This is a genomic window from Streptomyces sp. NPDC002125, assembly GCF_053593715.1.
In genome coordinates this window covers 239,114-259,583 of record NZ_JBSFDD010000005.1, presented here as the reverse complement: position 1 = coordinate 259,583, position 20,470 = coordinate 239,114, and the positions used below count along the sequence as shown (strand labels likewise).

The following is a 20,470-nucleotide window of genomic DNA, read 5'->3' as shown; positions in this document are numbered from 1 at the left end:
ACGGCCAGGCCGCCGTGTGGCCGTGCGAGACGGCCACTGCTCTCGCGGTGGCCCGGCAGGTGCTCGGCACCACCACCGGGCAACCGGAGACCGCGACCACCGTCGACCGCCGCGCCCGGTACGCGGCAGCGATCCGCGACACCGACGGCTGGGTCCTCGACGACGGACAGCACATGCTCGACGCCGTCATGGCTGTCGCGGACAACGAACTGGCAGAGCTCCGAGCCGACCGGGCCACGGTCCTGAACGAGGCCGCCGACCGGGTGGACGCCACCGACCTGCCCGACGACTACATCGACATGTTCGACAACGGCGCCCGCTGGGCCACCGCCGTGCTCCGCCGCATGGCCGCCGAGGCGCAGCAGCCCACCCCTGACGTGGCCGAGGTGCCCGTCTCGCCCACGGCCGCGCTGCTTGCCGCCCGCTGCGACGACTGCCAGCACGTGCTGGACAGCCACCTCCGCTACGGGGCCTGCCTGCACGACGGGTGCACCTGCCGCCGCTACCACCCCGCCCCGTGACTCTGCCCCAAGCCGCCCTGCACGCCGCCCTGTGCGCCTCCCTGGGCGCCGCCGCCGCCCTCCTGCTCCACCACGGACACCGCAGGCGGCACGGGCCCGGAGACGGGAACACAGGACGCCACACCACCGAAGGAGAACCGACATGACCAAGCAGCAGCTGCGCGCCTGGACGGACATCGAGCCCGCAGACGCTACCGAGATTGACCTGGCAACGGACCTAACCATCACCGCACCGCTGAACGAGAACGGCGAACGCTGCCCGTGGCCGTGGGAGCCGCAGCAACTGGTTGGCGCACCGCTCGGTCAGTACCACTGCGACTACTGCGGCGCCATGGTCATGGCAGGCATCCCGCACATCGACTACGCGCCTGCCGCCGCCGAGGAGCCGACCCGATGAGCGAGCAGCCCCGCCTCCACCACCTCCTCGACCGGCTGCGACGCGGCGTACTCCTCCCCGCCGAAGCCGAAGCCCTGGCGGGGCTCGTCGCCGAGCTGGAGCAGCACCTGGACGACGCCGCCGGGGAACTCGCCGAAGCGCGCGAGCACAACAACCGCACCTGCGAAGCCGTTCAGGAGCGCGACCAGCTCCGCGCTGAGAACGTCGCGCTCCGGGACGGTCTCGCCCACTGCCGTCACAAGCCGCGCGTCACCGAGCTGGAGGCCGAGGTCACCCGTCTCACCGCCGGGCAGTGCACCCACACCCGCCGCATGTGCGACCTCCACCACACGGCACCGGTGACGGACTGCCCCTACCCGAAGTGCGTGACCGCCCGCACCACCACCGCCTGACCCACGGAGACCCGAATGCCCCGACGCGAACCCACCATTCACAGGCCCGAGCTGATGGTCACCTGCCCCGAGTGCGGCAGCGCCCCCGGGGCGGCCTGCTACGGCACGACCGGCCGCCGGATGAAGGGCGTCCACCCGGAGCGCGCCGAGCTCTACCGCGACAGCAAGACCACCTGACCCCCGGCCGCCCGGGGACCCCACACCCCGGGCGGGCATGCGAAAGCCCCGTGCCAGGCTGGGGGTGAGCCGGCACGGGGCAGTATTCGGGACAGAAATGCCGGAATGGTGGCGGGAATACCAGAGGCCTAGACCCGTGCTGCGAAACACTCCGCCCCTGAATGGCAGAATTCGGGCCGTACGCGTTCCGGTATCCCCACCACTGTTCCGAATCTGTAACGGGATTCCGCTGCGAGAGACCACACCCGAACACACGGTAAAGGTTTGGCCAGGAACCCCGTCGCGTGGCACAACGCCCCTACCAGCCGGTAGACCAGCAGGGGTTGCCCCACGCCCCCCATCATGCCGCCCTGACACCACGTAAAGTCAGTCCTGCGATTTATCGTCATCAACCATGCACATAAAGGCAGCCGCCGATCCGTGGCACACACCATGACAACCACACGGGGGGAATTCACCGAACATGCACAGCACCCGCAAAGCAGCACTGAAGAAGCTCCTCGAGGAACGCCGCGCACTGATCGACCCCACCGCGCACAACCTCCCCCGGTACGTCCCCGGACCGGGCCGCCGCCCCGGCCTCACCCAGCAACAGGTCGCCGACCTGTGCAACGTGTCCCTTGGCGCCTACCGCAACCTCGAATCCGGGACCACTGCCGCGGACGTCCACCTTCTGCGCCGCGTCGCCACCCTTCTCTGCCTCAACGAGCAGGAATGGATCGCCGCCTGCCGGTACGCCGGGATCGGCGACCCCCCCGGCCCCCTCACCCCCGCCTCCGGGAAAGAAGTCCCCGGCGTATGGCAGGAAGTCGTCGACGACCAAGGCCACCCCGCCTACGTCACCGACGCATCCTGGGACCTCATCGCCTACAACAAACCCTTCGCCCGCCTCTTCCCCGAAGGGCGCATCCCGTGGAACGTCATGCGGTGGATGATGCTCGACCGTGACGGGCGCCGCATGCTCACCGACTGGCACACCGCCTGGGCACCCCTCGTCCTCCCCCAGCTCCAAGCCGCCCTTGCCGCACGGCCCGACGACAACACCCTCCAGCGCCTGGAGCGGGACATCCTCGCCGACCCGGACTGCGCCCCCATCTACAAGGCTGGCGGCGCCTACATCCACCCCGACGGCGACGAACGGCCCATCCTGCACTCAGCTGATGGGCCCGGCTGGGTCACCATGTGCGCAGCACAGCCGCTGACCGCCCCAGGGGCACGCCACATCACGCTGATTTTCCACCCCGGTGAGCAGCGCGCTCACGAACGGACACCGGTCCTCCGCTCCCGGTAAACCCCTGGCCAGCACAAACCGACCACGCATGCTGTTACCGGGACAGGGGGAATGATCCGCCCCCTGTCCCGTAGCGTGTGGACACGCCCCACCCTGCCGTCGCACATGGACCTGCCGGAGGATGCCGTGCCCGCCTACATAGCCCGCCCCGTGACGGTGTTCCCGGCCCACAAAGTCACCACCGCCGAGATCATCGACGACATCCGTCACCACCACCCAGACCACCCCAGGCTCCGGTCCCTGCCCCGCATCCTCGCCAACATGGGCGTGCAAACCCGGTACTTCACCCGACCGCTCGAGTCGCCGACCGTGGCCGGCACCGCGGGCATCGGAGACCGGTCCACCGCAGCGTTCGGGGACGCCCTCGACCTTGCCGAGCAGGCCTGCCGCCAACTCCTCGCCACCCACCAGCTCGAGCCCGGCGACATCGACACCATCATCACCACCCACTCCACCGGGTTCTCCGTCCCCAACCTCGACATCCACCTCATGGAACGCCTCGGCCTGCGCCCCCACACCCGGCGTATCGCATTGACGACCATGGCCTGCGCCGGCGGCGTCCAAGCCCTCATCCGCGCCGTCGACATGACCGCGGCACGACCCGGCACCCGCACCCTCGTCGTCGCCGCCGAAGTCATCTCCGCCGTCTACAACCACGCCGACAACCAGGTCGAGCACATGATCTACAAAGCCCTGTTCGGAGACTCCGCAGCCGCCACGATCGTCACCGACCAACCCCTAGGCCCCAGCATCCGCATCGGCGGCCCCCAGGACACGTACGAACACGTCCTCCCGAACAGCCTCCCCCGCTACGCCGGCCGCGCCGACCACACCGGGTTCCACTTCGACTCCACGAAGGAAGCGTTGACCGCCGCGGACGACGTCCTGCCCGCCCTCCTCGACTGGCTCGGCCCCCACACCCTCGTCGACTGGGCAGCCATCCACCCCGGCAGCCCGCGCATCATCACCGACACCGCCCGCGCCCTCGGCCTCGACGACCACGACACCCGCCACAGCACCGACACGTTGATCGACGAAGGCAACCTTGGCGGGCCGTCCGTCCTCCGCGTCCTCGAACGCACCCACGACGACCCCCCGCACGACGGCGCCCACGGCCTCCTGGTCGCCTACGGGCCAGGGTTCAACACCGCAGTCATCCGCGGCACCTGGCACGCCTGACCCCTCACCGCCTCCGCACCGGCCGCACCCGGGCGGGGGCAACAAACCCGGCCAGCGGGCACAGCATGGAGACATGAGCCCTTCCCGGAGCAGCAGCGAAGCCCCCGCTATCCCCGGCGCCCTCGAGTCAGCAGCCACAACCTCGAGCGGCACCCTCCCCAAGGCCCGAACCGAAGAGTCGAACCTCGTCACCCACGCCCGCCGCGAACTCCGCCTCCTCGGCGAGGACCCCGACACCATCCGCGGCCTCTGCAACGTCGTCCACGCTTTCGCCCGCATGGGACACAGCGGCGGGAGCGCCCCGTACGCCATCGCCTACCTGGAGAAGCTGCTCAAGTGGGAGCCGCTCTCTGAACTGACCGACGACCCTGCCGAGTGGATCGACCGGCACGCCGAAGGTCTGACCCAGTCCCCGCTGTGGCAGTCCCGCCGGCACTCGGAGGCGTTCTCCACCGACGGCGGGAAGACGTACTACCTGCTGTCCGAGCAGCAAGCAGCCGGCGACATTGCCACCACCCCGCTCCACCGGTCCAAGGTGCTGCCCCGGGCCGCAGAGCCGGAGGAGGGGGCCAATGCCTGAGCAGCCCGGGACCAGCATCACCACAGTTGTCTACCGCCCCGGCGACTCGACCCCGGACATCGAAGCCACCCAGATCATCGCTGTCCGGGCCTGGCTGCTCGCCAACGACATCGACCCCCGCAACGTACCCACCAGTACCGACCTGACCGTCGTCACCGAGCCTGACGGGCAGCGCACCATCCACTACCACCGCTTCGTACTGACGCCGGAGGGCCGCCGCCAGATCGACCCGGACCGACCGAACGAGGTCTGGACCGAGAAGGTGACCGCACCGTGCGTCATCGTGCGACTTTTCGGCAAGTTGTACCGGTGGGAACCCGGAGATGGAGAAAGCCTCGTGCTGCATCCCGTCACCGAGGATGCCTGACCCCACGCACGACAGCGCCCCCGCCCGACCGTTAGGCCAAGCGGGGGCGCAGCTGGGCAGGGGGTCAGGCTTCGGGGAGGAGCCGGTTGATGGTGCTGCGGGACACGCCGGTGATGCGCTGCACGTCGCTGCGGCTGGTTTCTGCGTCCCGCACCGCCCACGTGATCAGCGGGTCCCGCTGGTCGCGCACCGACGCCCATCCGGCAAGAAGCTCCCCAGCCACCGCGGAGGCCAAGCTGTCACCCGGCCGCTCCAGCAGCACCGGCGGAAGCTCCCACGCTGGGTGGATCGTGGCCGTGGCCGTATCGGGGGCGTAGGCCAAAGCGAGGCGCTGGCCGCGCGCGATCTGCTGGCCGAGGTACTCGGCAGCCTGCTGGCAGGTGCTGGCCCCGAGAGGGCCATCCAGATTGAGGCGCTGGGCCATGTAGGCAAGCTCGCTCTGCGTTTCGTCATCGGGCCCCCAGTGCTGGTCCTCGATGACCAGAGTCAAGGCGTTCACCGATTCCAGCTCGGCGCGCAGACCGGCGACGATGACCAGAGAGCGGAGCGTCTTGACCCACGGCTCGATGCCGTCCGCTACATCCTGCGCGACGTCCTCGGCCTTGCTCGCCGCCACCTCCAGCTTGATGTCGGCGAGCTGCTTGCGTCCGTCCATCAGCGTGACCCGGACGCCCGGCGCCTGCCACGTCGAATCGCCGGCGGGCCAGCGCTGCATGCCTACCTGACGGATGGCGTAGATCCCGGTGTCGCGCGGGCTGGTCGTGATGTCCATGTGCTGCTCCTGCTCTGGGTGGTCGGGTGTCAGCTGGCGAGCTGGGTGCGGAGCTGCGCGGCAAGGTCGAGGACGTCAGCGATGGTGACCTGGGGAACGCCGCCGCGGTAGGAGGTGCGGAGCTGGCCGTCCTCGCGGGCCTGCGGGTCGCCGGCCCACTCGGGGTCCGGGGTGTCGGTGATGACGATGACCGTTGTCTTGAGGATGTTCATGCAGTGGATGCGGGTGCCCTCGTCGGGGATGCCGGCCAGCTTGTCGGCGACCAGCGGGAACCAGTTCCGGACCGTGATCATGTTCGCGCCGGTCCGCTTGTCGATGCGCCGCTTGACGATGGGGGTGTACGTCTCTGAGGTGTCGCCCTTGTACGCGGGCGGCAGGGTGATGCTGGCGGTCAGGTCGAGCGTCACGGGGGCCTGCTTCCTGGCGCGGCGGGCGCCGATGGCGATGCGACGGGCGAGGGAGATGCTGTCGATGGCCCACCGGCCGGCCTGCTTCGCGGCGGTGACGACACCGCGGCGGGCCCAGGTGCGGATGGTGGCGACGGTGACGTCGGCCTGGGTGGCGGCTTCGGTGGTGGTGATGGCGGCCATCAAGTCCCCCTCGTTTCGATCGGTACATGAGTAATGTATCGAACGATACGACTCCAGGCAAGAGGGGTCACCCAGAAGAGTGACACCAAATCAGAAATCCCAGCTCAAACGGCCCTTACGATGTGAGCCCAGTCTCCGGCCGGCAGATCTCGCACGGATGAATGTCCGGCTCCGCCAGGGCGATCATCGCGTCCTCGCGGTTGATGAACCCGCCATCCATTGCATACAGCGAGCAGTCCCCGCGGTGCAGCAGAGCCTGCGCGTTCGACCGCTGCGGCTGGATCTTCCACCGCAACGCGGCATGCGCAGCCTCACGGCGCTGCCGCTCCTGCTGCTCCTGGACCTCGAGCTCCCGGATGCGACCCCGCACCTGCCGCAACTGGAACTCCAGCCACTCCGCCAGGGCCCGGTTCTTCTCCAGCGGAGTCGGCTCACGGTCCTGCTCAGACACGGACAGGCCTCGGCGGCAGCTTCGCCCGGCACGGGGCGCACAGCGGGTTCCCACCCAGCCCATACCGCTGGGTCGGCTGACGGCAGGAGGCACACGGCCCGGTCTGGGTACTCATACGCCCAGCGTACGACCGGTACAGCGGCAACCTACGACAACCCCCCAGGGCACACGAAAAGTGGCCCACCATCCCCTGGGGGACAGTGGGCCACAAGCAGGGGCGGCACCCTCACAGGCACCGTACCGCTACTCCACCCCGTTCAGGGCAGCCATCAGAACATCGCCAGCAACCCCGGCCAGGATCACGGCACTGTCCTTTCGGCGCGCAGCCTCATGCCACTTCGCGGCCAGAGCCTTGGCCTGCTCCACCTGCCGCTCCGCCCTCTCCGCTCGCTTCCGCAGCACGTCCGGGTCGTCGTCCTCCGGCCGATACCCGGGGGCCAGCATCCGCTCATACCGCGGCCGGTACGCCAGACACTCCGGACACGTCACCTTCGCTTTCGGCAGCGCACCCTGCTGGGTGGAGTACCCGCAGATCGCCATCCCCGTCGCCCTGGCCTGGAACGCGGGCAGCCACTGGTACACGGACAGGTGGATCAGATCGGGCTGGCCGGCCAGGTTCAGGCGGGCCACAGGCACCAGGTACCGGCGCTCCCGGTCCTCGACGGTCTCCTCTGTCACCGCCCACCACCCGCGACGACGGCCGCCACGGCGATCCACCCCTTGTGCCACGCCTGGTCCAGCAGCGGGCCAGCCCCCGGGTCCCGCTCCAACCAGCCTGTGTGCCCAGTCTTCCGGGCGAACCGCACCAGCCGGGTCGACGGGCCTTCCTCACGCCACCGGCCACCAGACCGGTCGGCGACATAGTGCGTCACCGCGGACACAGCCAGGCCGGCAGCAGCGCGCCGCCAGTCCAGGCCGAGGCGCAGCGCCCGGTCCGCGGCCAGCAGGGCGACCGCCTGCGTGGCCGTGTACGAGGCAACATGCCGTGCGCACGCCGCCCTGCCCTCGTGCCCGTGACCGCCCTTCGCGACTGCGTCCCGGTCGACCTGCACCCAGTAATCGCCTACCTCGTGCGCGGCCGTCAGCGCCGCGTACACGGCCGTTGCTCGTACTGCTGCTGTGGTCATGCTGTCGTCTCCTTGGTGAGGTGCTTATCGATGGCGTCCCGAAGTTCCCGGAGCGTGTCCGTGTCAATCCCCACGTCGACCGACCAGACCTGGGTGTCGACGTAGTCCACCTCCGGGAAGTGAATGAGAACGCTGTCCCCGCCGTCAGGGTTCGGGGTGATGCTGATGCCCTGCGGCCCGCAGTCCGGGGCCGGGCACGCGTGCCGGTTGCCGCGATGGGTTTCCCACCCTCCGTAGACACCAGGTCCCTCGTGCGTCTCCTGCTCGGTCATGCTGCGCCCCCTGCGGACTGTTCCAGGACGTAGCCCGTGCGGCGCGGCTTCCCGTCCTTGGTAATGGCACTGTCGTGGAGCTGGGTCACCTCGATGCTGCGGCGGCGAATTTCCCTGCCGGTTTCGGTGAGGGTGACCACGTCGACCTTGCCGAAGTTCCATCCACCCGGGATGGTGTTCGGCTCACCCACGACCTTGATCCTGATTGCACCGCCCCCGTGAGCGTGACGGTTCGTGAGGCTGCGGTAGATCTGTCCGGGCTGAATGTTCATGCTGCGTTCTCCTTGGGGTTCCAGGTGTCGGGTCCGGGGATGGTGACCACCCGGTGCCCGTAGTGCATGGACGGCCAGTACCGGGCCGGCTCGTCGAGTGGACGGGACCCGGTACCGGGGCAGCCGTCGGGTTGCGGGCCGTGGGCCCAGAGGAACTGGCGGCGGGTCAGGGCTACGCGGCGCTTGCAGTACCGGCACCGGCCCTTTCGGCGCTTCACGACGCCCCTCCCTGCCCGTGGCGCACCCGGGCACGGTCCTCAAGCTGGCGCAGGTTCACCCGGGACAGCGGGTCAACCGCGACGGCTATGACGAGGCAGGCCACCCCGGTCATGACCAAGTGCAGCCATAGCGGGGCCTGGATCGCCCCGACGAACACCCCGTACGGGATGGCGAAGGCGAGGAGGAGGGTCAGGTAGACGATGTCGTTCAGGTGCCGGCGGAGCATGGGGCGCCTCCAAGGCGTGATGTGACGGTGGGTTACGAAGATGGGGATGGTGCGGGTCTCGGCCCGGGAATCCGGAGACCCACACCCCAAAACGGTCACGCTGCGTCGTCCATGAGCGTGGGCGGCAACAAGCCCTGCTCCACCGCAGCCCGGATCGCAGCCTCCCTGCGCCGGCCGTGCGGCAGATGCGACACCCCCAGCAACCGGTACGCCTCCGACAACCGGGCGCCGACTGCCTGCGTCGGGATTCCCACCCGCTTCCCGATCCCGGACAACGGCAGCCCCGACCGGGACTCCACCAACACCTGCGCTTGCCGTGGTGTCAGCAGCGACCGCTTCACCTTCCGGTCAGGCATCTGCCAGTCGTCAGACAGCAGGTGGCCTAGGGACACCCCGAGTCCGGCGCACAGCTGCGCAAGCCGGACGATGGGGAGGGTGCCGATGCCGCGTTCGGTGAGGCCGACGCATTTCTCGGGGACGCCGGCCCGGGTGCTGAGCTCGGCTTGAGTCCAGCCGCGGTGCTGCCGTTCGGCACGAATCCGGTCCCCGATGTCGGCGACGAGTTCTTCGAGGTCCGGGAAGACCGTGGGCCCGCCACCCGAAGGCGACGGGCCCACACGGACGGGGGCGGTCACGGAGCGGCCTCCACCTTCGCGGCCCGCGCAGCGACCTTGGCGAGCTTCTCGGACAAGATCCCCTCCGCCTTGCCGTCCGCCACGGAGACGAGCGCGACAGCCGCCGCGAGGATCACGTCACACAGCTCATCGGACACGTCCTCCCGGGTGTGCGTGACACCCTTCCGCGGGTTCTGCCCCGTCATCCCGATGTACGCGGACGCGGCTTCGCCGGCTTCCTCAGTGACCTTGAGGATGCGCATGGCGACCTCGTGCGGGGTGCGCCCGTTGCTGCGGTCGATCCAGTCGACGAGCTGGTTGATGGTGTCCCACTGGTCGGGGGTGATCATGTCGGACATGGTCACTTCTCCTTCGGAGCGTTGGCGAGGGTGAGCAGGACGGCGGCGTGGCAGTGGTCGGGCTGGCCAGGTGCGGGGAGCGGGCAGGTGCACGCGAGGTCCTTGCCGCGCAGCGTGTGGAGGTCGGCGAGGACGCGCCGACGGTCGAAGACCTGGGTGCCAACCCGGTACGTCTCCTCGTACCAGCCGCCCTCGGTACCGACCCGCAGCCACTCGCCGTAGTTGGCGGCGCAGGCGCTCCGCGGCTCCCCCATCTCAGCCTCGATGGCGTCCTTGATCAGGAACGGATTCCCGAACCGGGACGGGCGGGACACGATGACCGCAGACCCCTTGGACCAGCCCTTGGTTCGCTTCCGCTGGATCCGCTCCGGGGTCGTCGTGATTCGGGCGGGCAGGAACTCTGCGGCCATTCCGGTTGCCAGGTTGAGGTGCAGGAACTGGCCCATGGTCCGGTCCTGGTTCATGCGGAACAGGCAGTCGGCGAGCTCGGGCCGGCCCAGCTCGGTGAGGACGGGGGTGATGTGCGGGCGGGCGTGCTCGGCGACGGCACGGTTGAGGGTGTCGAGGTCGGTGGCCTGGACGGTGAGGTCGGGCACGGGGCGGGTGTCGCCGAGTGCACCGAACTCGATGGCGTAGCGGGCCATGGTCAGTTCTCCTTGCGGTCGTTGGTGTACATGGCGAGGCAGTCCCGGGTGTCCGCCTCCTCGTCCATCCGCCCGTCGGGCAGGACGTGGTTGGCGGTGATGATGAGCCAGCCCCCTCCGGGGCGGGCCACGACCTCGTTGTCCTGGTTCTGGCGGTGCTCGGAGAGCAGGGCGCGGATGGTGGCGTGGTCGAGGTTGGCCACAGTCAGTTCTCCTTCGGGAGCAGTCAGGGACGGTTGTTGATCTGGTGGGCGAGCTTGCGGGCGGCCTCCTGGATCGCCTGGCGGTTGTCGAGCTCGGGGCCCCAGCCCTCAGCAATCTCGTGGAGGAGGTCGGCCAGGAGACGCCCGGTCTCAGGGCCCATGGCGGCGATGTAGGCCGCGTCTTCCTCGGTGATGCTCTCGGCCTGGAAGACGAGGTCGTCGTGGTCGGTGGGCTCGATGCCGATGGCGGGGCACGAGGCGTCGTAGACGTCCTCCTCTTCGCGGGCGACGCGCCAGGTGTCGCCGTGCGCGGCTTCGGAGAGGGCTTCGAGGTCGAGGACGGCGTCGCGGATCTCGTCCTCGGGGTCAAGCGGGCCGCAGTCGGGGCCGGAGCAAGTCTCACGGGTGCCGACGTGGGTTTCGAGTCCGCCGTATTCGGGATGGGGGCCCTGGTGGGTGACGGTGTCGGGCATGGTCAGTTCTCCTTGTTGGTGAGGGTGCGGCGGATGGTGGTGAGGCGGGTGCCGAGGGGAAGGGCAGGTGGTCACCACGGCTCAGCGCCCCACGTGCCGGGCTTCGACGGTGCGGAACGGTCCAGGCCCCACCTGATGCGGTCCAGTCGGCGCTGCACCCGACGCCACGGCGCGCACCCCTCGGTGAAACAGTCGGCACAGAGCGGGACGCCTTCCTCCGGGTTGCCGGAGGCCACCCACCGGGTGGCGGCGTGATAGACGGGCCTCACGGTCAGGCGCCGGGTGCGACGGGCCCGCATCCTCGCGAGGATCTGCGCGGTAGTCGGCTGCTCCCAGACGTGGATGCCACGGGAGCGCACCCAGGACCGTCCGTGGTGGGGGCGGGCTTCACCGCACCACCGGCAGCCGTACGGGCTCGGGGCGGTGCGGTGGCGGATGCGGGTACCGGTGCTCACCGGGTGTCCTTCCGGGTGGTGCGGATGAGGGTCCAGGCGGCCCGGCGCCCGGAGGCGGTGAACCGGGCCTGGGCGTACAAGCGGGCGCGACGCTCGACGAGCAACGCACGGACCGCGGCCCGCTGCTCTGGGGTCACGGGGTCTCCTCGACGTCCTGTCGGGAGCGACTCACCTGGCGGGCCGCCTCAGCGCCCGGACGCAGGCCGCGGGATGCGATGGTGGGCTCCAGCACGTACACGGTGTGGCAGGGCCACTGGTCTCCGTCGCTGGAGCAGTGGGGCGAGTCCGGGGACTTCCTGTGTGGTGCGAGCGCGGCGGTCGCTGCCGTCTGCAACTCGGCGACCCGAGCTTCAGCTTCTTCGGCACGCCCACGCCAGCGGGCCTTGCCGTCCTTGTGGTGCTCGATCTCGCGGTGCATCCGGGGGAGCTCGTACCGGCGCAGGTGGTCAAGGTCGGAGCTTTCGGCGCGCAGCAGAACCAGTTCGGGGGTGGGATCGGGCTGAGCCTCGGCGATGACGGCGTCGATGCGGGCGTTCAGCTCGGCCTCGTTGTCCTCGGACAGGTTGAACATGGCGTGGAGGCGGGCACGGGCGTCGGAGGTAATCACGGGGCGTCCTTCCGGTCGATGGGTCAGGGCAGTCACGCGGCATCACGCCGGCTGTGACTCTTCGGGTCGTCAACCCACGTCCAGCCGCTGATGGCTTCCTCCAGGACGAGCCGGTGGGCGAACTGCGTGGCAGGCGTCCACGGGGCGTGGTCGGCCTGGCCGTACGTGCCGTCGGGGATGCCTTCGTTGATGAGGCGCTGCAAGGGGCTCATGGTGGGCTCCAGAGGTCTCTGGTCTGGGTGGGGGCCACCGGCCCGCGCTCACCGTGGTGTGGGCGTCGGGCCGGTGGCTCATCGGCCGGTGGGGGGGTACCGGCCGGGTTCGCCGCAACCCCGGGGGCGGGTGTGGCAGTCGAGGGTCAGGCGTCCAGTTCGAGCGACGTAACGACCGGGTGGGGTTCGAGGGCGATCCAGTCGCAGCCGCCTTCGACGTGGATAGATCCGTCGTCGTCCTGGCGGGCGTCGCTGATCGTGAACCGGTCGTGCAGATGCTGCGCCCGTGCGGTCAACGCACCCCGGGCCAGCTCCCTGTCGAGGTAGACGCCGACGATCGAGCCGCCCTCGTGCATCTCGCCCTCGGAGAGGATCCAGACGACCGGGCCAACCGTGTTCGGTGCGGTGATGTCCGGCAGGTTCATGGCGGGCTCCTCAGGCGGTGTAGTCGTCGGACGGGTCGACCAGGGGTGCGGTGCGGGACGTGCAGTTGTCGTCGTGGCCGCACTGGTCGCAGCAGGTGCCGCAGTCGCAGAGCATGGAGGTGTTCCCTTAGCTGAGGTAGGACAGAGGGCTCACGAAGTTGCCGCCGGGGGCGGAGTCAGCGGTCAGCCACTCGTCGAAGCGGTCGCGCGGCGTCTCGGCGGGGAACAGGTCCTCCCACACGTTGGTGGCGTTCTCCATGCGCCGCTCCAACTCGTCCAGCAGCCAACCGCGGAGGATGGTGACCTCCCGCGTCGGAGCCTGCTCGTTGGTGAGCATCCACGTCGCGGCGAGGCGCTCGTTCGTTTGGCGACTCAGCGACTCGCGGGCAATGGCTTCCGACTGCTTGGCCTTGAGCTGCTGAGCGTTCATGCCGGTCTCCCTCGTTCCTTATGGCAACTCTTCTGCGGTGTGCAGTCTGTTGCCGGCCCCACCACAGTACCCGTTAAGGTATGGCATAGGCAAGACGTTACGCGGTATTGGGCAACCCCGGGCAACGCAAAGGGCCCGACCCCAGAGGAGTCGAGCCCTACACGCCACGCCTATCGCTCAGAAGGGAGCCTCGTCGGAGTACCCGCCCTGGCCACCCTGCTGACCCCAGCCCCCGCCCGCCGGCCGCCGCGCACCCGGAGTGCCAGACGCCCACGGATCCTCCACCGACACCGCACCCTGCTGCTGACGCGCCGCCTGATACGCCTGCTGCCCCTGGCCGCCCTTCACCTTCGTCACCTTCGCCGTGGCCCGCAGGAGGCTCACAGCGACCTCCTCAACGTCAACCTCGAACACCGTCCGCTTCACGCCCTCACGGTCCTCGTAGGAACGCTGCTTCAGCCGGCCCTGCACGATGACCCGCATACCCTTCTGTAGCGTCGAAGCCGCATTCTCTGCGGCCTGGCGCCAGACGGAGCAGGTGAGGAACAACGACCCGTCCTTGTCGTCCTCCCACGTGTTCGTCTCCCTGTTCAGCTTCCGCGGGGTAGATGCCACACGGAACTTGCAGACCGCCACAGAGGACGGGGTCCACCTCAGTTCGGGCTCGTCGACCAAGTTTCCGACGATCGTTATCACGCACTCTCCAGCCATCAGGCTGCTCTCCTCTTCTGGGTCTGACGCTCGTCGTACCTTTGTTGGTGCATGGCCCTGCACCGTCGACAGACTCGGCTGCCCGCAGGGTGGTAGTACGTGTTGTCCGGAGTGAAGGGGTGCCCCTGATGGCACCGATCCTTGAGGTCATTGAGGCGCCAGGGGGAGATTCCTCTCTCCCAGTTCACCAAGGGCGTTACGGGCTCCAGGTGCCATGGATTGACGCAGCCACGGTTCCGGCACAGGTGGTCGATCTCCAGGCCTGCTGGTATCTCGCATCGGAGGTAGGCGTAGCTCCAGCGGTGAGCCCGCTCCGTCCGCTTCTTACCGCGGCCAGCCGAGTTGCTGAACATCCCGTAGCCGGACCCGTCCCTGCAGGCGGTCCATATCCAGCAGTCACCCTGTTGGCGGATCTTGGAGAAGAACCGCTGTTCGGCGGGAGGCCGACTGGATCCGGTGGGCGACCCGGTGTTTTGCCATCGCTGATAGTGCTTAGTGCACCACCCTCGAGCGCCCCTGAGTCCGACTGTGCGATCGCAGCCAGCTATCTGGCATGGTCTGTTGGGCCCCCGCTCAATCTTGAGCGGGCGTGGCTGGGTAGAGTCCACGATCAGCCCTCCTTCCGGTGATGCGGACGGCAGGGTCAGGGGCCGCGCTGGTGCTGATACACCGGCGGCCCCGTACCTATATTTTCGCAGGTCAGAGCCTGTTTTTCAGGTGATTCGGACAGCCCGATCATGCTGCACTCTTCATGTCGTCTCGTGTCAGATTCATGTCGCGCAGCGGCACGTACACCCGCCGCCACACCTTGCGGCCCTCATCCAGGGCCTGCCTCTTCGTCCGCTCCCAGGACCGCTTCACCGCGTCCTCGGACATCTCCATCCGCCCCGCTATCTCCGACACAGAGCTGGACGTCCACTCCATGAGGTGGGCAATCGCTTCGCGGCGCCCATCCCGGTCAAGGACCACGGACTCACCCATCAGCCACCGAGCAACAACGTCGTCGCCGTCTGTGTAACCGGCCTCCGGGGCGTCGAGCTGAGGGACCGCGGCCGGGTCGTCGATCGTGTCGTCGTCCCACGCCAGCGGTCCGACCCAGCACTTCCTGGATGCGGCGCGCCGCGTCCGGTCGGCCACCCACTGCTTCACCCCGAACTCTTCCGGCCGTCGGTTCCACAGCTGGTCGTACTCGTGGGCCACGGCCCGAGCCATCCGGGCAGTCACACGTTCCGCAGTCACCACACGGGCGAAGTTTGTGTTCTGGGTGTTGACTCGGTCGGCCATAAACTTCTGACTGAACCCCAGAACCTCCAGGGCCTGGACTCGGCGCCTGGTCCCCATGGGGTCAATACGGGCACTGTCCGGGAAGTCCGCCAGCGTCGGCCAGTAGGCGAGAACCAGGTCTGCGGTCTCACGGCGCACCAGCTTGCCAGGCGGGTTGTTCTGGTCGCCCCACATCAGGTACTCGAACGCCGTGTACGAAAGGCCGAGCCGAACGGCCGTGGCGCGGACCGGCATTCCAGCCGCGCGCACCTTGCTCACGTGGTCCCTGACCGGGCCCGCCGGAACGAACGGCTGCCACGTACCGGCCCGCTTCTGCTCCCGACGCCGGCCCGCCCATCGGGCGTGCGCTGCCCGTTCCTGGAATGACCTGCTCATGCCGCCACCTGCTGCGCCGCAGCGGCCCTCTCCGCCCGGACAACCTCACCCACAGCCTTCGCACCCCACGACCCCGAGATCCCCAGGTACGCGGCAATGTCAGCGTGCCGAACCTTCATCTCCGCCAACCGGACCACCATGTCGGCGTAGTCCTCGCGCAACTGCACTGACCACCCCCGCGGGTCGGACGGCGCCAACCGGGTCATACGCGACCCCGTACCGCCCATCCACCACACGGCGACGCGCACCGTCACCGTGTCGACGTTCAGGCCGTCCTTGGCCAGGGACCGCACCATGCCCTCCAGCGAGTAGCACGTCGACATCAGGCGACGCAGCCGGTACGACCACCGCGGCGAGATCAGCAGCCGTGCCGACTCCAGATCCGGGTACTGGCCCAGGCGGGCCTCGACACCGAGCGCACGCCGCTGAGCGGCACTCAGGCCGCCCCCAATCCCCCAGCGGTAGATGTCCTCATCCTTCGCCTGCTGGTCCCGCAGGCACTCGACGATCACCGGGCAGGTCGCGCACAGGGAACGCGCCCGGTCCTGACCCGCCTTCGTCGTGGTGAAGAAGTCCTCCGGGTCAGCGTCGACTTCCGGGTTCCGGCATACGGCCTGCGTCTTCCAGTCGACGGTCTCGCGGCTTTGTACGGCAGATGTCGTACTACGGCGGACGGGAAGGGTCTGAACGGTCATGTCGGGTCTCCAGGAGGGTTGAGGAGGGCAAGGTGCGCGGGGGGCATCTGGTCGAGGTCGGTGATGATCAGGACGAGTTGGCCGCCCTTGACGGGGGTCCCGATTCGGGGGTCGGGGCCGAGGAGGTGGGCTTCGTTGTCGTCGGGGAGGACGCCGGCGTCTACGAGGCCGTCGACTGCGGCTTTGGCACTGGGTGACCAGTTGCCGGGGTCTCGTCGGCGTTTCTTGGTGTCGGGGTGGAGGACGTAGAAGATGTGGGCGCGCTGGAGGGCGGGGAGCTTCGCCTTTCTCGCTGTGGCCCAGGCGGTGTTGCGAAGGGCTTTGACGAGCTCGGCCTTCTTGCGGAAGTGGAGGGTGTCGTTGGCGCTGATGAGCTGGGTGTTGAGGGGGAGCTCGATGCGCCAGACGTGCTGGCGTACGGGAGTGGTGGTCATCGGGTCGTCTCCGCCTGCTGGGCGAGGACGGCGTCGAGGGCGTCTGTGGTGGGGGTCCAGAAGCCGAGGGTTCCCTTGGCGGGAACGGGCTCGGGGAGGGCGGTGACGTCGGACAGTTCCCAGTGGTAGGCGCTGGCGAAGCCCCAGGGGCCGCAGCAGGTGCCGTCGTCGGACCAGTGGTAGCCGGTGATGGTGGCGCTGCCGATGATCGCGCCGTATACGCCGAGGTTGGGACCGTAGATCTTGGCGTTCTTGTCGAGTTCGGCTCCGGCGTGGATGAGGATGCGGGCGCCGTGGTGTCGGGAGGGGAGCTTCCAGGTTCGGTTCTCGACGCGCTTCGTCTGGTGGACGATCGCCCCTGCCCAGGGCTGTCGAATGGTGAGGGCCTTCATGCTGCGTACTCCTTGATTGATATGGGGCCGTTGCGTGTCATGCGGAGGTAGGTGGCGTGTCCTGGGGCGTGGCCTAGGTGGGTGCGGAGGCAGAAGTGGCACCGGTAGGCGTGGAAGCGGGGTCCGCCTTCGCCGCGTATCTGTCGGGCTCGGCGTCGAGCTGTGCGCCGGCTGGGGAAGGCCCGTTTGCCGAGGCAGGACACTTCGTACTCAGTCGCCACGGGTCTGGGTGATGGCGATGGTGAGGGGTACGGCTCCGTCGGCGTCGGCCGCGCAGTACACCCACTGGTTCCAGTCCTCGTTGCCGCGGGGGTAGCCGGGCGGGGGGTAGAGCGGGGTGAGGTGGGCGTGCTCGTAGTGGGCCATGTCGACGTACATGTGGCTGGGGAGGACGGTGTTGACCTCGGTGACGAAGGTGTCCTTGTCGTGGTGGCCGATCCGCATGATGTTGCCGTTCCAGACGCGGAGGCCGGGGTGTGCGGGCCAGTGGCTGCCGAGCTGGTTGTCGCCGTGCTGGGCGAGGACGCGGGCATTTGCGCTGGCCTGTGCCGCGGCGGCGCCGAGGATGACGAGGTAGGTCTGGTCGGGCCGGGTGGCGGTGCTCATGACTCCGGGTGCTCCTTGGGCTTCTCGGTGGTGGCGGTGTGGCGGTTGGTGAGGCCGGCGTCGATGTCGTCGCGGGACAACTGTTGGGTGTCTTCGGTGGTGGCGGCGGCCTGGTGGAGGGTGAGGATGCGGGTCTGGCCGTGGGGGTCGGTGCAGAGGGCTGCGGCCTGCTCGGCTTGCTGGAGCTGGTGGCCGGTGGTGATGTCGGTGGTGTGGTGGGCGCCTTGGGGGCAGGGGGTGTGGGCGGTGAACACGGGGGTGCCGGCGGTGTGGGTGATGCGGGCGCCGGACGGGAAGCGGATCTGGTGGGTTCCGTCGGGGAGGGGGGTCCAGGCGGTTATGGGGGTGTGGGGGAGGCCTGCGAGGCGGGCTTCGTAGTGGGCGCGTATCTGGCCGTCGGTGATGAAGTCGGGGGCGGGTGCGGTACGGGCGGGGAGGGCGGCGTGGCGCGGGGGCTTGGGGGTGGTGCGGCGGGTGCGGGTTTTGGTGCGGCTCACGGGGTGTCTCCGTCCGGTGGGTCGTGCGGGTCGGTGCTGGTGGTGCCGTGGCCGTGCTGGGAGGCGCAGATCATGGCGAGTGCGATGACTCCCAGCACGGCGGCGATGAGCTCGGGTGCGGTGGGCCAGGTCACGTGGTGGTGGCCCTGCCGGTGTCGTTGAGTTCCGGGGCCAGCCACCGGGCGACCTTCGACCGGGCTTCCATGTCGAGGAGGAGGGCGACAGGGTTCCCGTTCTCGTCGATGCAGCCGACGGTGAGGACTTGCTCCTCTTCGGGGGCGGGCTCCATGGCGACGTCGAACCGGTTCACGACCAGTGGGTCGGGCCCCCTGGACAGCGGCGGGCGAACGGCTCCTCGGCTGAGCTTGTCGGCCATGCGGAAGAGGACGTCGGCCCTGTTGCGGCGGTCCTTGTTACTGCTGCCTTCCTCGCGGGCCTTCTTCTCCAGCCACGCGATGATCTGAGCGTCCCGCTCGGCGATGGTCGTGGCCTGCGCAGCCTCCAGCTCCGTGATGCGGGCGTGCAGCCCGGCAATGCTGAGGCGCAGTTGCTCGTTCTCCTGTTCCTCCTCCCATCGGGCGAGGCAGGTGCCGTTCACGTCGTCGTGCAACGCGTCGATCTCGTCCAGAAGTTCGCTGATCTCGGTCTTCTGCGGCTTCAGGGTCGAGGCGAGCCGTTCGCGGATCTCAGCCAGCCGGTCCGGAGTCATCTGAGCGGTCATCGGTCGTTCCTGTCTGTGTCGGTGGTGCTGGGGGCGAGGGCTGCGGTGACCATGCGGACGCCGAGGATGAGGAGCAGGAGGAGGACGACGAGGGTGGGCAGGCTCATCGGGCCGTCTCCCAGGCGTTGCTGGTGACGGCGACGCGGTGGGCCCAGTCGTAGGCGCGCCAGTCGGCGATCTGGGCGCGGTACCCGGCGAGGAACGCTGCGGTGTACGTGGTGCCGGAGACGGTGGGGTCGGTCATCCACTCCAGGCGGGTTTCGAGGATGTCGAGGGTGTCGCCGTCGTGGAGGGCGTCGTAGGCGACGGCTCGTCCGTGGGCGTGGTCGGGGTTGCTGGGGTTGTCGAGGGTGTCGAGGGCGATGGTGAGGATGCTCATGGCGGGGTCCTGTTCCGGTGTCGTGGGGCGGGTCAGGCGGCGGTGCGCTGGGTGGGGACGGTCGCGAGTTCGGCGACCTGTGCGGCCCGGAGGAGCGCGCCGATGACCTCCGAGGTGGTCGGCGGGTGCTGACCGAAGACGGGGGTGGTGGCGGCCCAGTTGGAGACGTGCTCGATGTACTCCGGGACCTGGTGGCCGTCGACGATCTCCGTGTACGACGGCTCGGTGGGGAGGGAGCCGGACAGGGCGCGGATGGCGGCCATGGCCGGGGCGCTGGCGCTGATGATGGCGAGCGAGAGCGCCTCGTCGGTGTAGAAGGCGTCCGGGATGCCGCCCTCGGCCGTGATGTAGATCGCGGCGGTGACGTCGATGGCACCGGTGGTCCGGTCCATGAAGTACTCGCCGGTGTGGAGGCCGTCGGTGTGGATGAGGTTGGCGGCCCTCCGGAGGGCTTCGGCGGTGGTCTGCGGCATGGCGGTCTCCCGTGGTGGTGGTGCGGAAGGGGTCTTCACCCGGCCCTGGGGAGCTACTGCGCATCCTGTGGATGTGGTGCTCACCCGGGGCCGGGGCCCGTTCCTGTCACGTCGCAAGTGGCAGGACCGGGAGCTGGGGGCTACTCGTCGCCGGTGAGGCGGTGTTCGTCGGCGCAGGTCTCGCACTGGACGAACTCGACGGTGCCGTCCATGTAGGTGCGGGCCTTCGCGGCGTCGAAGATGGCGGCGCAGTAGCAGGCCTGGCAGGTGCAGCGGGCGAGTTCTCCGGAGGCGGGCGGGCGGATGCCAGTGAGGCGGATGACCTCGCGGTGGAGGAGGGCGCTGGCGGCGAGTTCGCGGTTGTCGGCGTACTGGTCGGCCTGGTCGAGGAGTTCGTTGACCTGGTTGGCGATGGGGGCCGACAGGCGGTGCGGGTGGATCTCGCGGGGCTGTGTCGGGGCGTGCGTCATCACGGCGGGAACCATGGCGGTCTCCTGGGGTGGTTACTCCGGGACCTGGTTGTGGTGTCCCGTTGTCGGCTCAACCACAGTAACCCTTACCGTATGGCATAGGCAAGACGTTGCGAGGTATTCGGGCATGAGAAAGCCCCCCACCTGCGGGCTGGGGGCCCAAGATGAGGGGCAGTCA

General features: G+C 69.0%; 42 protein-coding genes. 9 read left to right on the top strand and 33 right to left on the bottom strand.

Annotated elements, in window-relative coordinates; all coding sequences use genetic code 11:
- From ACWCQM_RS11805 to ACWCQM_RS11765, 9 genes are all read left to right on the top strand, one after another.
- A partial coding sequence (locus ACWCQM_RS11805; RefSeq protein WP_450915138.1) for a hypothetical protein occupies positions 1-521 on the top strand: 521 nt, incomplete at its 5' end.
- Positions 518-667 carry a hypothetical protein gene (locus ACWCQM_RS11800; RefSeq protein ID WP_450915137.1) on the top strand — a complete coding sequence of 50 codons (150 nt, stop codon included), beginning with the start codon at positions 518-520 and terminating at the stop codon, positions 665-667. The genes ACWCQM_RS11805 and ACWCQM_RS11800, both read left to right, overlap by 4 nt.
- Positions 664-918 (top strand): hypothetical protein, encoded by a 255-nt coding sequence (locus ACWCQM_RS11795; protein WP_450915136.1) that lies wholly within the window; start codon positions 664-666, stop codon positions 916-918. The genes ACWCQM_RS11800 and ACWCQM_RS11795 overlap by 4 nt, the downstream gene beginning before the upstream one ends.
- On the top strand, positions 915-1,310 hold the full coding sequence (locus ACWCQM_RS11790) for a hypothetical protein (RefSeq protein WP_450915135.1): 396 nt from the start codon (positions 915-917) through the stop codon (positions 1,308-1,310). Before ACWCQM_RS11795 ends, ACWCQM_RS11790 begins: the two co-directional genes overlap by 4 nt.
- Positions 1,311-1,325: 15 nt before the next feature.
- The gene (locus tag ACWCQM_RS11785; protein ID WP_450915134.1) at positions 1,326-1,487 is read left to right on the top strand and encodes a zinc finger domain-containing protein; all 162 of its coding nucleotides are present in this window, start codon (positions 1,326-1,328) and stop codon (positions 1,485-1,487) included.
- A 463-nt stretch (positions 1,488-1,950) separates the two neighbouring features.
- Positions 1,951-2,778, top strand: a complete 828-nt coding sequence (locus ACWCQM_RS11780) for an MmyB family transcriptional regulator (RefSeq protein WP_450915133.1) — start codon at positions 1,951-1,953, stop codon at positions 2,776-2,778.
- Between the two features lie 126 nt (positions 2,779-2,904).
- Complete coding sequence (locus ACWCQM_RS11775; protein ID WP_450915268.1) at positions 2,905-3,957, top strand: PhlD; 1,053 nt, start codon at positions 2,905-2,907, stop codon at positions 3,955-3,957.
- 73 nt (positions 3,958-4,030) lie between these two features.
- Positions 4,031-4,537 (top strand): hypothetical protein, encoded by a 507-nt coding sequence (locus ACWCQM_RS11770; protein WP_450915132.1) that lies wholly within the window; start codon positions 4,031-4,033, stop codon positions 4,535-4,537.
- The gene (locus tag ACWCQM_RS11765; RefSeq protein WP_450915131.1) at positions 4,530-4,904 is read left to right on the top strand and encodes a hypothetical protein; all 375 of its coding nucleotides are present in this window, start codon (positions 4,530-4,532) and stop codon (positions 4,902-4,904) included. Before ACWCQM_RS11770 ends, ACWCQM_RS11765 begins: the two co-directional genes overlap by 8 nt.
- 64 nt (positions 4,905-4,968) lie before the next feature.
- On the opposite strand, the gene ACWCQM_RS11760 is transcribed toward ACWCQM_RS11765, so the two are convergent.
- From ACWCQM_RS11760 to ACWCQM_RS11600, 33 genes are all read right to left on the bottom strand, one after another.
- Complete coding sequence (locus tag ACWCQM_RS11760) at positions 4,969-5,676, bottom strand: hypothetical protein (RefSeq protein ID WP_450915130.1); 708 nt, start codon at positions 5,674-5,676, stop codon at positions 4,969-4,971.
- A 29-nt stretch (positions 5,677-5,705) separates the two neighbouring features.
- The gene (locus ACWCQM_RS11755; RefSeq protein WP_450915129.1) at positions 5,706-6,266 is read right to left on the bottom strand and encodes a hypothetical protein; all 561 of its coding nucleotides are present in this window, start codon (positions 6,264-6,266) and stop codon (positions 5,706-5,708) included.
- A gap of 115 nt (positions 6,267-6,381) precedes the next feature.
- On the bottom strand, positions 6,382-6,717 hold the full coding sequence (locus ACWCQM_RS11750) for a DUF6233 domain-containing protein (protein WP_450915128.1): 336 nt from the start codon (positions 6,715-6,717) through the stop codon (positions 6,382-6,384).
- A 243-nt stretch (positions 6,718-6,960) separates the two neighbouring features.
- Entirely contained in the window at positions 6,961-7,395 is a 435-nt protein-coding gene (locus ACWCQM_RS11745) for a hypothetical protein (protein WP_450915127.1), read from the bottom strand.
- The gene (locus ACWCQM_RS11740) at positions 7,392-7,844 is read right to left on the bottom strand and encodes a hypothetical protein (protein ID WP_450915126.1); all 453 of its coding nucleotides are present in this window, start codon (positions 7,842-7,844) and stop codon (positions 7,392-7,394) included. Before ACWCQM_RS11740 ends, ACWCQM_RS11745 begins: the two co-directional genes overlap by 4 nt.
- On the bottom strand, positions 7,841-8,116 hold the full coding sequence (locus ACWCQM_RS11735; RefSeq protein ID WP_450915125.1) for a hypothetical protein: 276 nt from the start codon (positions 8,114-8,116) through the stop codon (positions 7,841-7,843). The genes ACWCQM_RS11740 and ACWCQM_RS11735 overlap by 4 nt, the downstream gene beginning before the upstream one ends.
- Entirely contained in the window at positions 8,113-8,388 is a 276-nt protein-coding gene (locus ACWCQM_RS11730; protein ID WP_450915124.1) for a hypothetical protein, read from the bottom strand. Before ACWCQM_RS11730 ends, ACWCQM_RS11735 begins: the two co-directional genes overlap by 4 nt.
- On the bottom strand, positions 8,385-8,606 hold the full coding sequence (locus ACWCQM_RS11725; protein WP_450915123.1) for a hypothetical protein: 222 nt from the start codon (positions 8,604-8,606) through the stop codon (positions 8,385-8,387). The genes ACWCQM_RS11730 and ACWCQM_RS11725 overlap by 4 nt, the downstream gene beginning before the upstream one ends.
- Positions 8,603-8,833, bottom strand: coding sequence for a hypothetical protein (locus tag ACWCQM_RS11720; protein ID WP_450915122.1), 231 nt, complete (start codon positions 8,831-8,833; stop codon positions 8,603-8,605). Before ACWCQM_RS11720 ends, ACWCQM_RS11725 begins: the two co-directional genes overlap by 4 nt.
- A 95-nt stretch (positions 8,834-8,928) precedes the next feature.
- Positions 8,929-9,468 (bottom strand): helix-turn-helix domain-containing protein, encoded by a 540-nt coding sequence (locus tag ACWCQM_RS11715; RefSeq protein ID WP_450915121.1) that lies wholly within the window; start codon positions 9,466-9,468, stop codon positions 8,929-8,931.
- The gene (locus ACWCQM_RS11710) at positions 9,465-9,806 is read right to left on the bottom strand and encodes a MazG-like family protein (RefSeq protein ID WP_450915120.1); all 342 of its coding nucleotides are present in this window, start codon (positions 9,804-9,806) and stop codon (positions 9,465-9,467) included. Before ACWCQM_RS11710 ends, ACWCQM_RS11715 begins: the two co-directional genes overlap by 4 nt.
- Positions 9,807-9,808: 2 nt before the next feature.
- Positions 9,809-10,450, bottom strand: a complete 642-nt coding sequence (locus ACWCQM_RS11705; protein WP_450915119.1) for a DUF4326 domain-containing protein — start codon at positions 10,448-10,450, stop codon at positions 9,809-9,811.
- A gap of 2 nt (positions 10,451-10,452) precedes the next feature.
- Positions 10,453-10,653, bottom strand: a complete 201-nt coding sequence (locus tag ACWCQM_RS11700) for a hypothetical protein (RefSeq protein ID WP_450915118.1) — start codon at positions 10,651-10,653, stop codon at positions 10,453-10,455.
- A gap of 23 nt (positions 10,654-10,676) precedes the next feature.
- A complete protein-coding gene (locus tag ACWCQM_RS11695; RefSeq protein ID WP_450915117.1) occupies positions 10,677-11,126 on the bottom strand; it encodes a hypothetical protein in 450 nt (149 codons plus the stop codon).
- A 71-nt stretch (positions 11,127-11,197) separates the two neighbouring features.
- A complete protein-coding gene (locus ACWCQM_RS11690; protein WP_450915116.1) occupies positions 11,198-11,581 on the bottom strand; it encodes a hypothetical protein in 384 nt (127 codons plus the stop codon).
- Positions 11,578-11,718, bottom strand: coding sequence for a hypothetical protein (locus ACWCQM_RS11685; RefSeq protein ID WP_450915115.1), 141 nt, complete (start codon positions 11,716-11,718; stop codon positions 11,578-11,580). Before ACWCQM_RS11685 ends, ACWCQM_RS11690 begins: the two co-directional genes overlap by 4 nt.
- Positions 11,715-12,188: a hypothetical protein gene (locus ACWCQM_RS11680; RefSeq protein ID WP_450915114.1), complete on the bottom strand. Its 474-nt coding sequence runs from the start codon at positions 12,186-12,188 to the stop codon at positions 11,715-11,717. The genes ACWCQM_RS11685 and ACWCQM_RS11680 overlap by 4 nt, the downstream gene beginning before the upstream one ends.
- 32 nt (positions 12,189-12,220) lie before the next feature.
- A complete protein-coding gene (locus tag ACWCQM_RS11675; protein ID WP_450915113.1) occupies positions 12,221-12,400 on the bottom strand; it encodes a hypothetical protein in 180 nt (59 codons plus the stop codon).
- Positions 12,401-12,546: 146 nt separating this feature from the next.
- Positions 12,547-12,825, bottom strand: a complete 279-nt coding sequence (locus tag ACWCQM_RS11670; RefSeq protein WP_450915112.1) for a hypothetical protein — start codon at positions 12,823-12,825, stop codon at positions 12,547-12,549.
- Positions 12,826-12,952: 127 nt separating this feature from the next.
- Positions 12,953-13,255 (bottom strand): hypothetical protein, encoded by a 303-nt coding sequence (locus ACWCQM_RS11665; protein WP_450915111.1) that lies wholly within the window; start codon positions 13,253-13,255, stop codon positions 12,953-12,955.
- A gap of 177 nt (positions 13,256-13,432) precedes the next feature.
- Complete coding sequence (locus ACWCQM_RS11660) at positions 13,433-13,966, bottom strand: single-stranded DNA-binding protein (RefSeq protein ID WP_450915110.1); 534 nt, start codon at positions 13,964-13,966, stop codon at positions 13,433-13,435.
- Positions 13,966-14,319, bottom strand: coding sequence for an HNH endonuclease (locus tag ACWCQM_RS11655; RefSeq protein WP_450915109.1), 354 nt, complete (start codon positions 14,317-14,319; stop codon positions 13,966-13,968). The genes ACWCQM_RS11660 and ACWCQM_RS11655 overlap by 1 nt, the downstream gene beginning before the upstream one ends.
- Positions 14,320-14,701: 382 nt before the next feature.
- Positions 14,702-15,508 carry a hypothetical protein gene (locus ACWCQM_RS11650; protein ID WP_450915108.1) on the bottom strand — a complete coding sequence of 269 codons (807 nt, stop codon included), beginning with the start codon at positions 15,506-15,508 and terminating at the stop codon, positions 14,702-14,704.
- Between the two features lie 113 nt (positions 15,509-15,621).
- Complete coding sequence (locus ACWCQM_RS11645) at positions 15,622-16,320, bottom strand: WhiB family transcriptional regulator (RefSeq protein WP_450915107.1); 699 nt, start codon at positions 16,318-16,320, stop codon at positions 15,622-15,624.
- Positions 16,317-16,754 (bottom strand): hypothetical protein, encoded by a 438-nt coding sequence (locus ACWCQM_RS11640; protein ID WP_450915106.1) that lies wholly within the window; start codon positions 16,752-16,754, stop codon positions 16,317-16,319. Before ACWCQM_RS11640 ends, ACWCQM_RS11645 begins: the two co-directional genes overlap by 4 nt.
- Positions 16,751-17,146, bottom strand: a complete 396-nt coding sequence (locus ACWCQM_RS11635; protein ID WP_359657189.1) for an ASCH domain-containing protein — start codon at positions 17,144-17,146, stop codon at positions 16,751-16,753. Before ACWCQM_RS11635 ends, ACWCQM_RS11640 begins: the two co-directional genes overlap by 4 nt.
- A gap of 210 nt (positions 17,147-17,356) precedes the next feature.
- Positions 17,357-17,752, bottom strand: coding sequence for a hypothetical protein (locus ACWCQM_RS11630; protein ID WP_359657191.1), 396 nt, complete (start codon positions 17,750-17,752; stop codon positions 17,357-17,359).
- A complete protein-coding gene (locus ACWCQM_RS11625; protein ID WP_450915105.1) occupies positions 17,749-18,249 on the bottom strand; it encodes a hypothetical protein in 501 nt (166 codons plus the stop codon). Before ACWCQM_RS11625 ends, ACWCQM_RS11630 begins: the two co-directional genes overlap by 4 nt.
- Positions 18,246-18,383, bottom strand: a complete 138-nt coding sequence (locus ACWCQM_RS11620; RefSeq protein WP_450915104.1) for a hypothetical protein — start codon at positions 18,381-18,383, stop codon at positions 18,246-18,248. The genes ACWCQM_RS11625 and ACWCQM_RS11620 overlap by 4 nt, the downstream gene beginning before the upstream one ends.
- Positions 18,380-18,970, bottom strand: a complete 591-nt coding sequence (locus ACWCQM_RS11615) for a hypothetical protein (RefSeq protein ID WP_450915103.1) — start codon at positions 18,968-18,970, stop codon at positions 18,380-18,382. Before ACWCQM_RS11615 ends, ACWCQM_RS11620 begins: the two co-directional genes overlap by 4 nt.
- 103 nt (positions 18,971-19,073) lie before the next feature.
- Positions 19,074-19,349, bottom strand: a complete 276-nt coding sequence (locus tag ACWCQM_RS11610) for a hypothetical protein (RefSeq protein WP_450915102.1) — start codon at positions 19,347-19,349, stop codon at positions 19,074-19,076.
- Positions 19,350-19,381: 32 nt separating this feature from the next.
- On the bottom strand, positions 19,382-19,822 hold the full coding sequence (locus ACWCQM_RS11605) for a DUF6197 family protein (protein WP_450915101.1): 441 nt from the start codon (positions 19,820-19,822) through the stop codon (positions 19,382-19,384).
- A 140-nt stretch (positions 19,823-19,962) separates the two neighbouring features.
- A complete protein-coding gene (locus ACWCQM_RS11600) occupies positions 19,963-20,307 on the bottom strand; it encodes a hypothetical protein (protein WP_450915100.1) in 345 nt (114 codons plus the stop codon).
- Between the last annotated feature and the right edge of the window lie 163 nt (positions 20,308-20,470).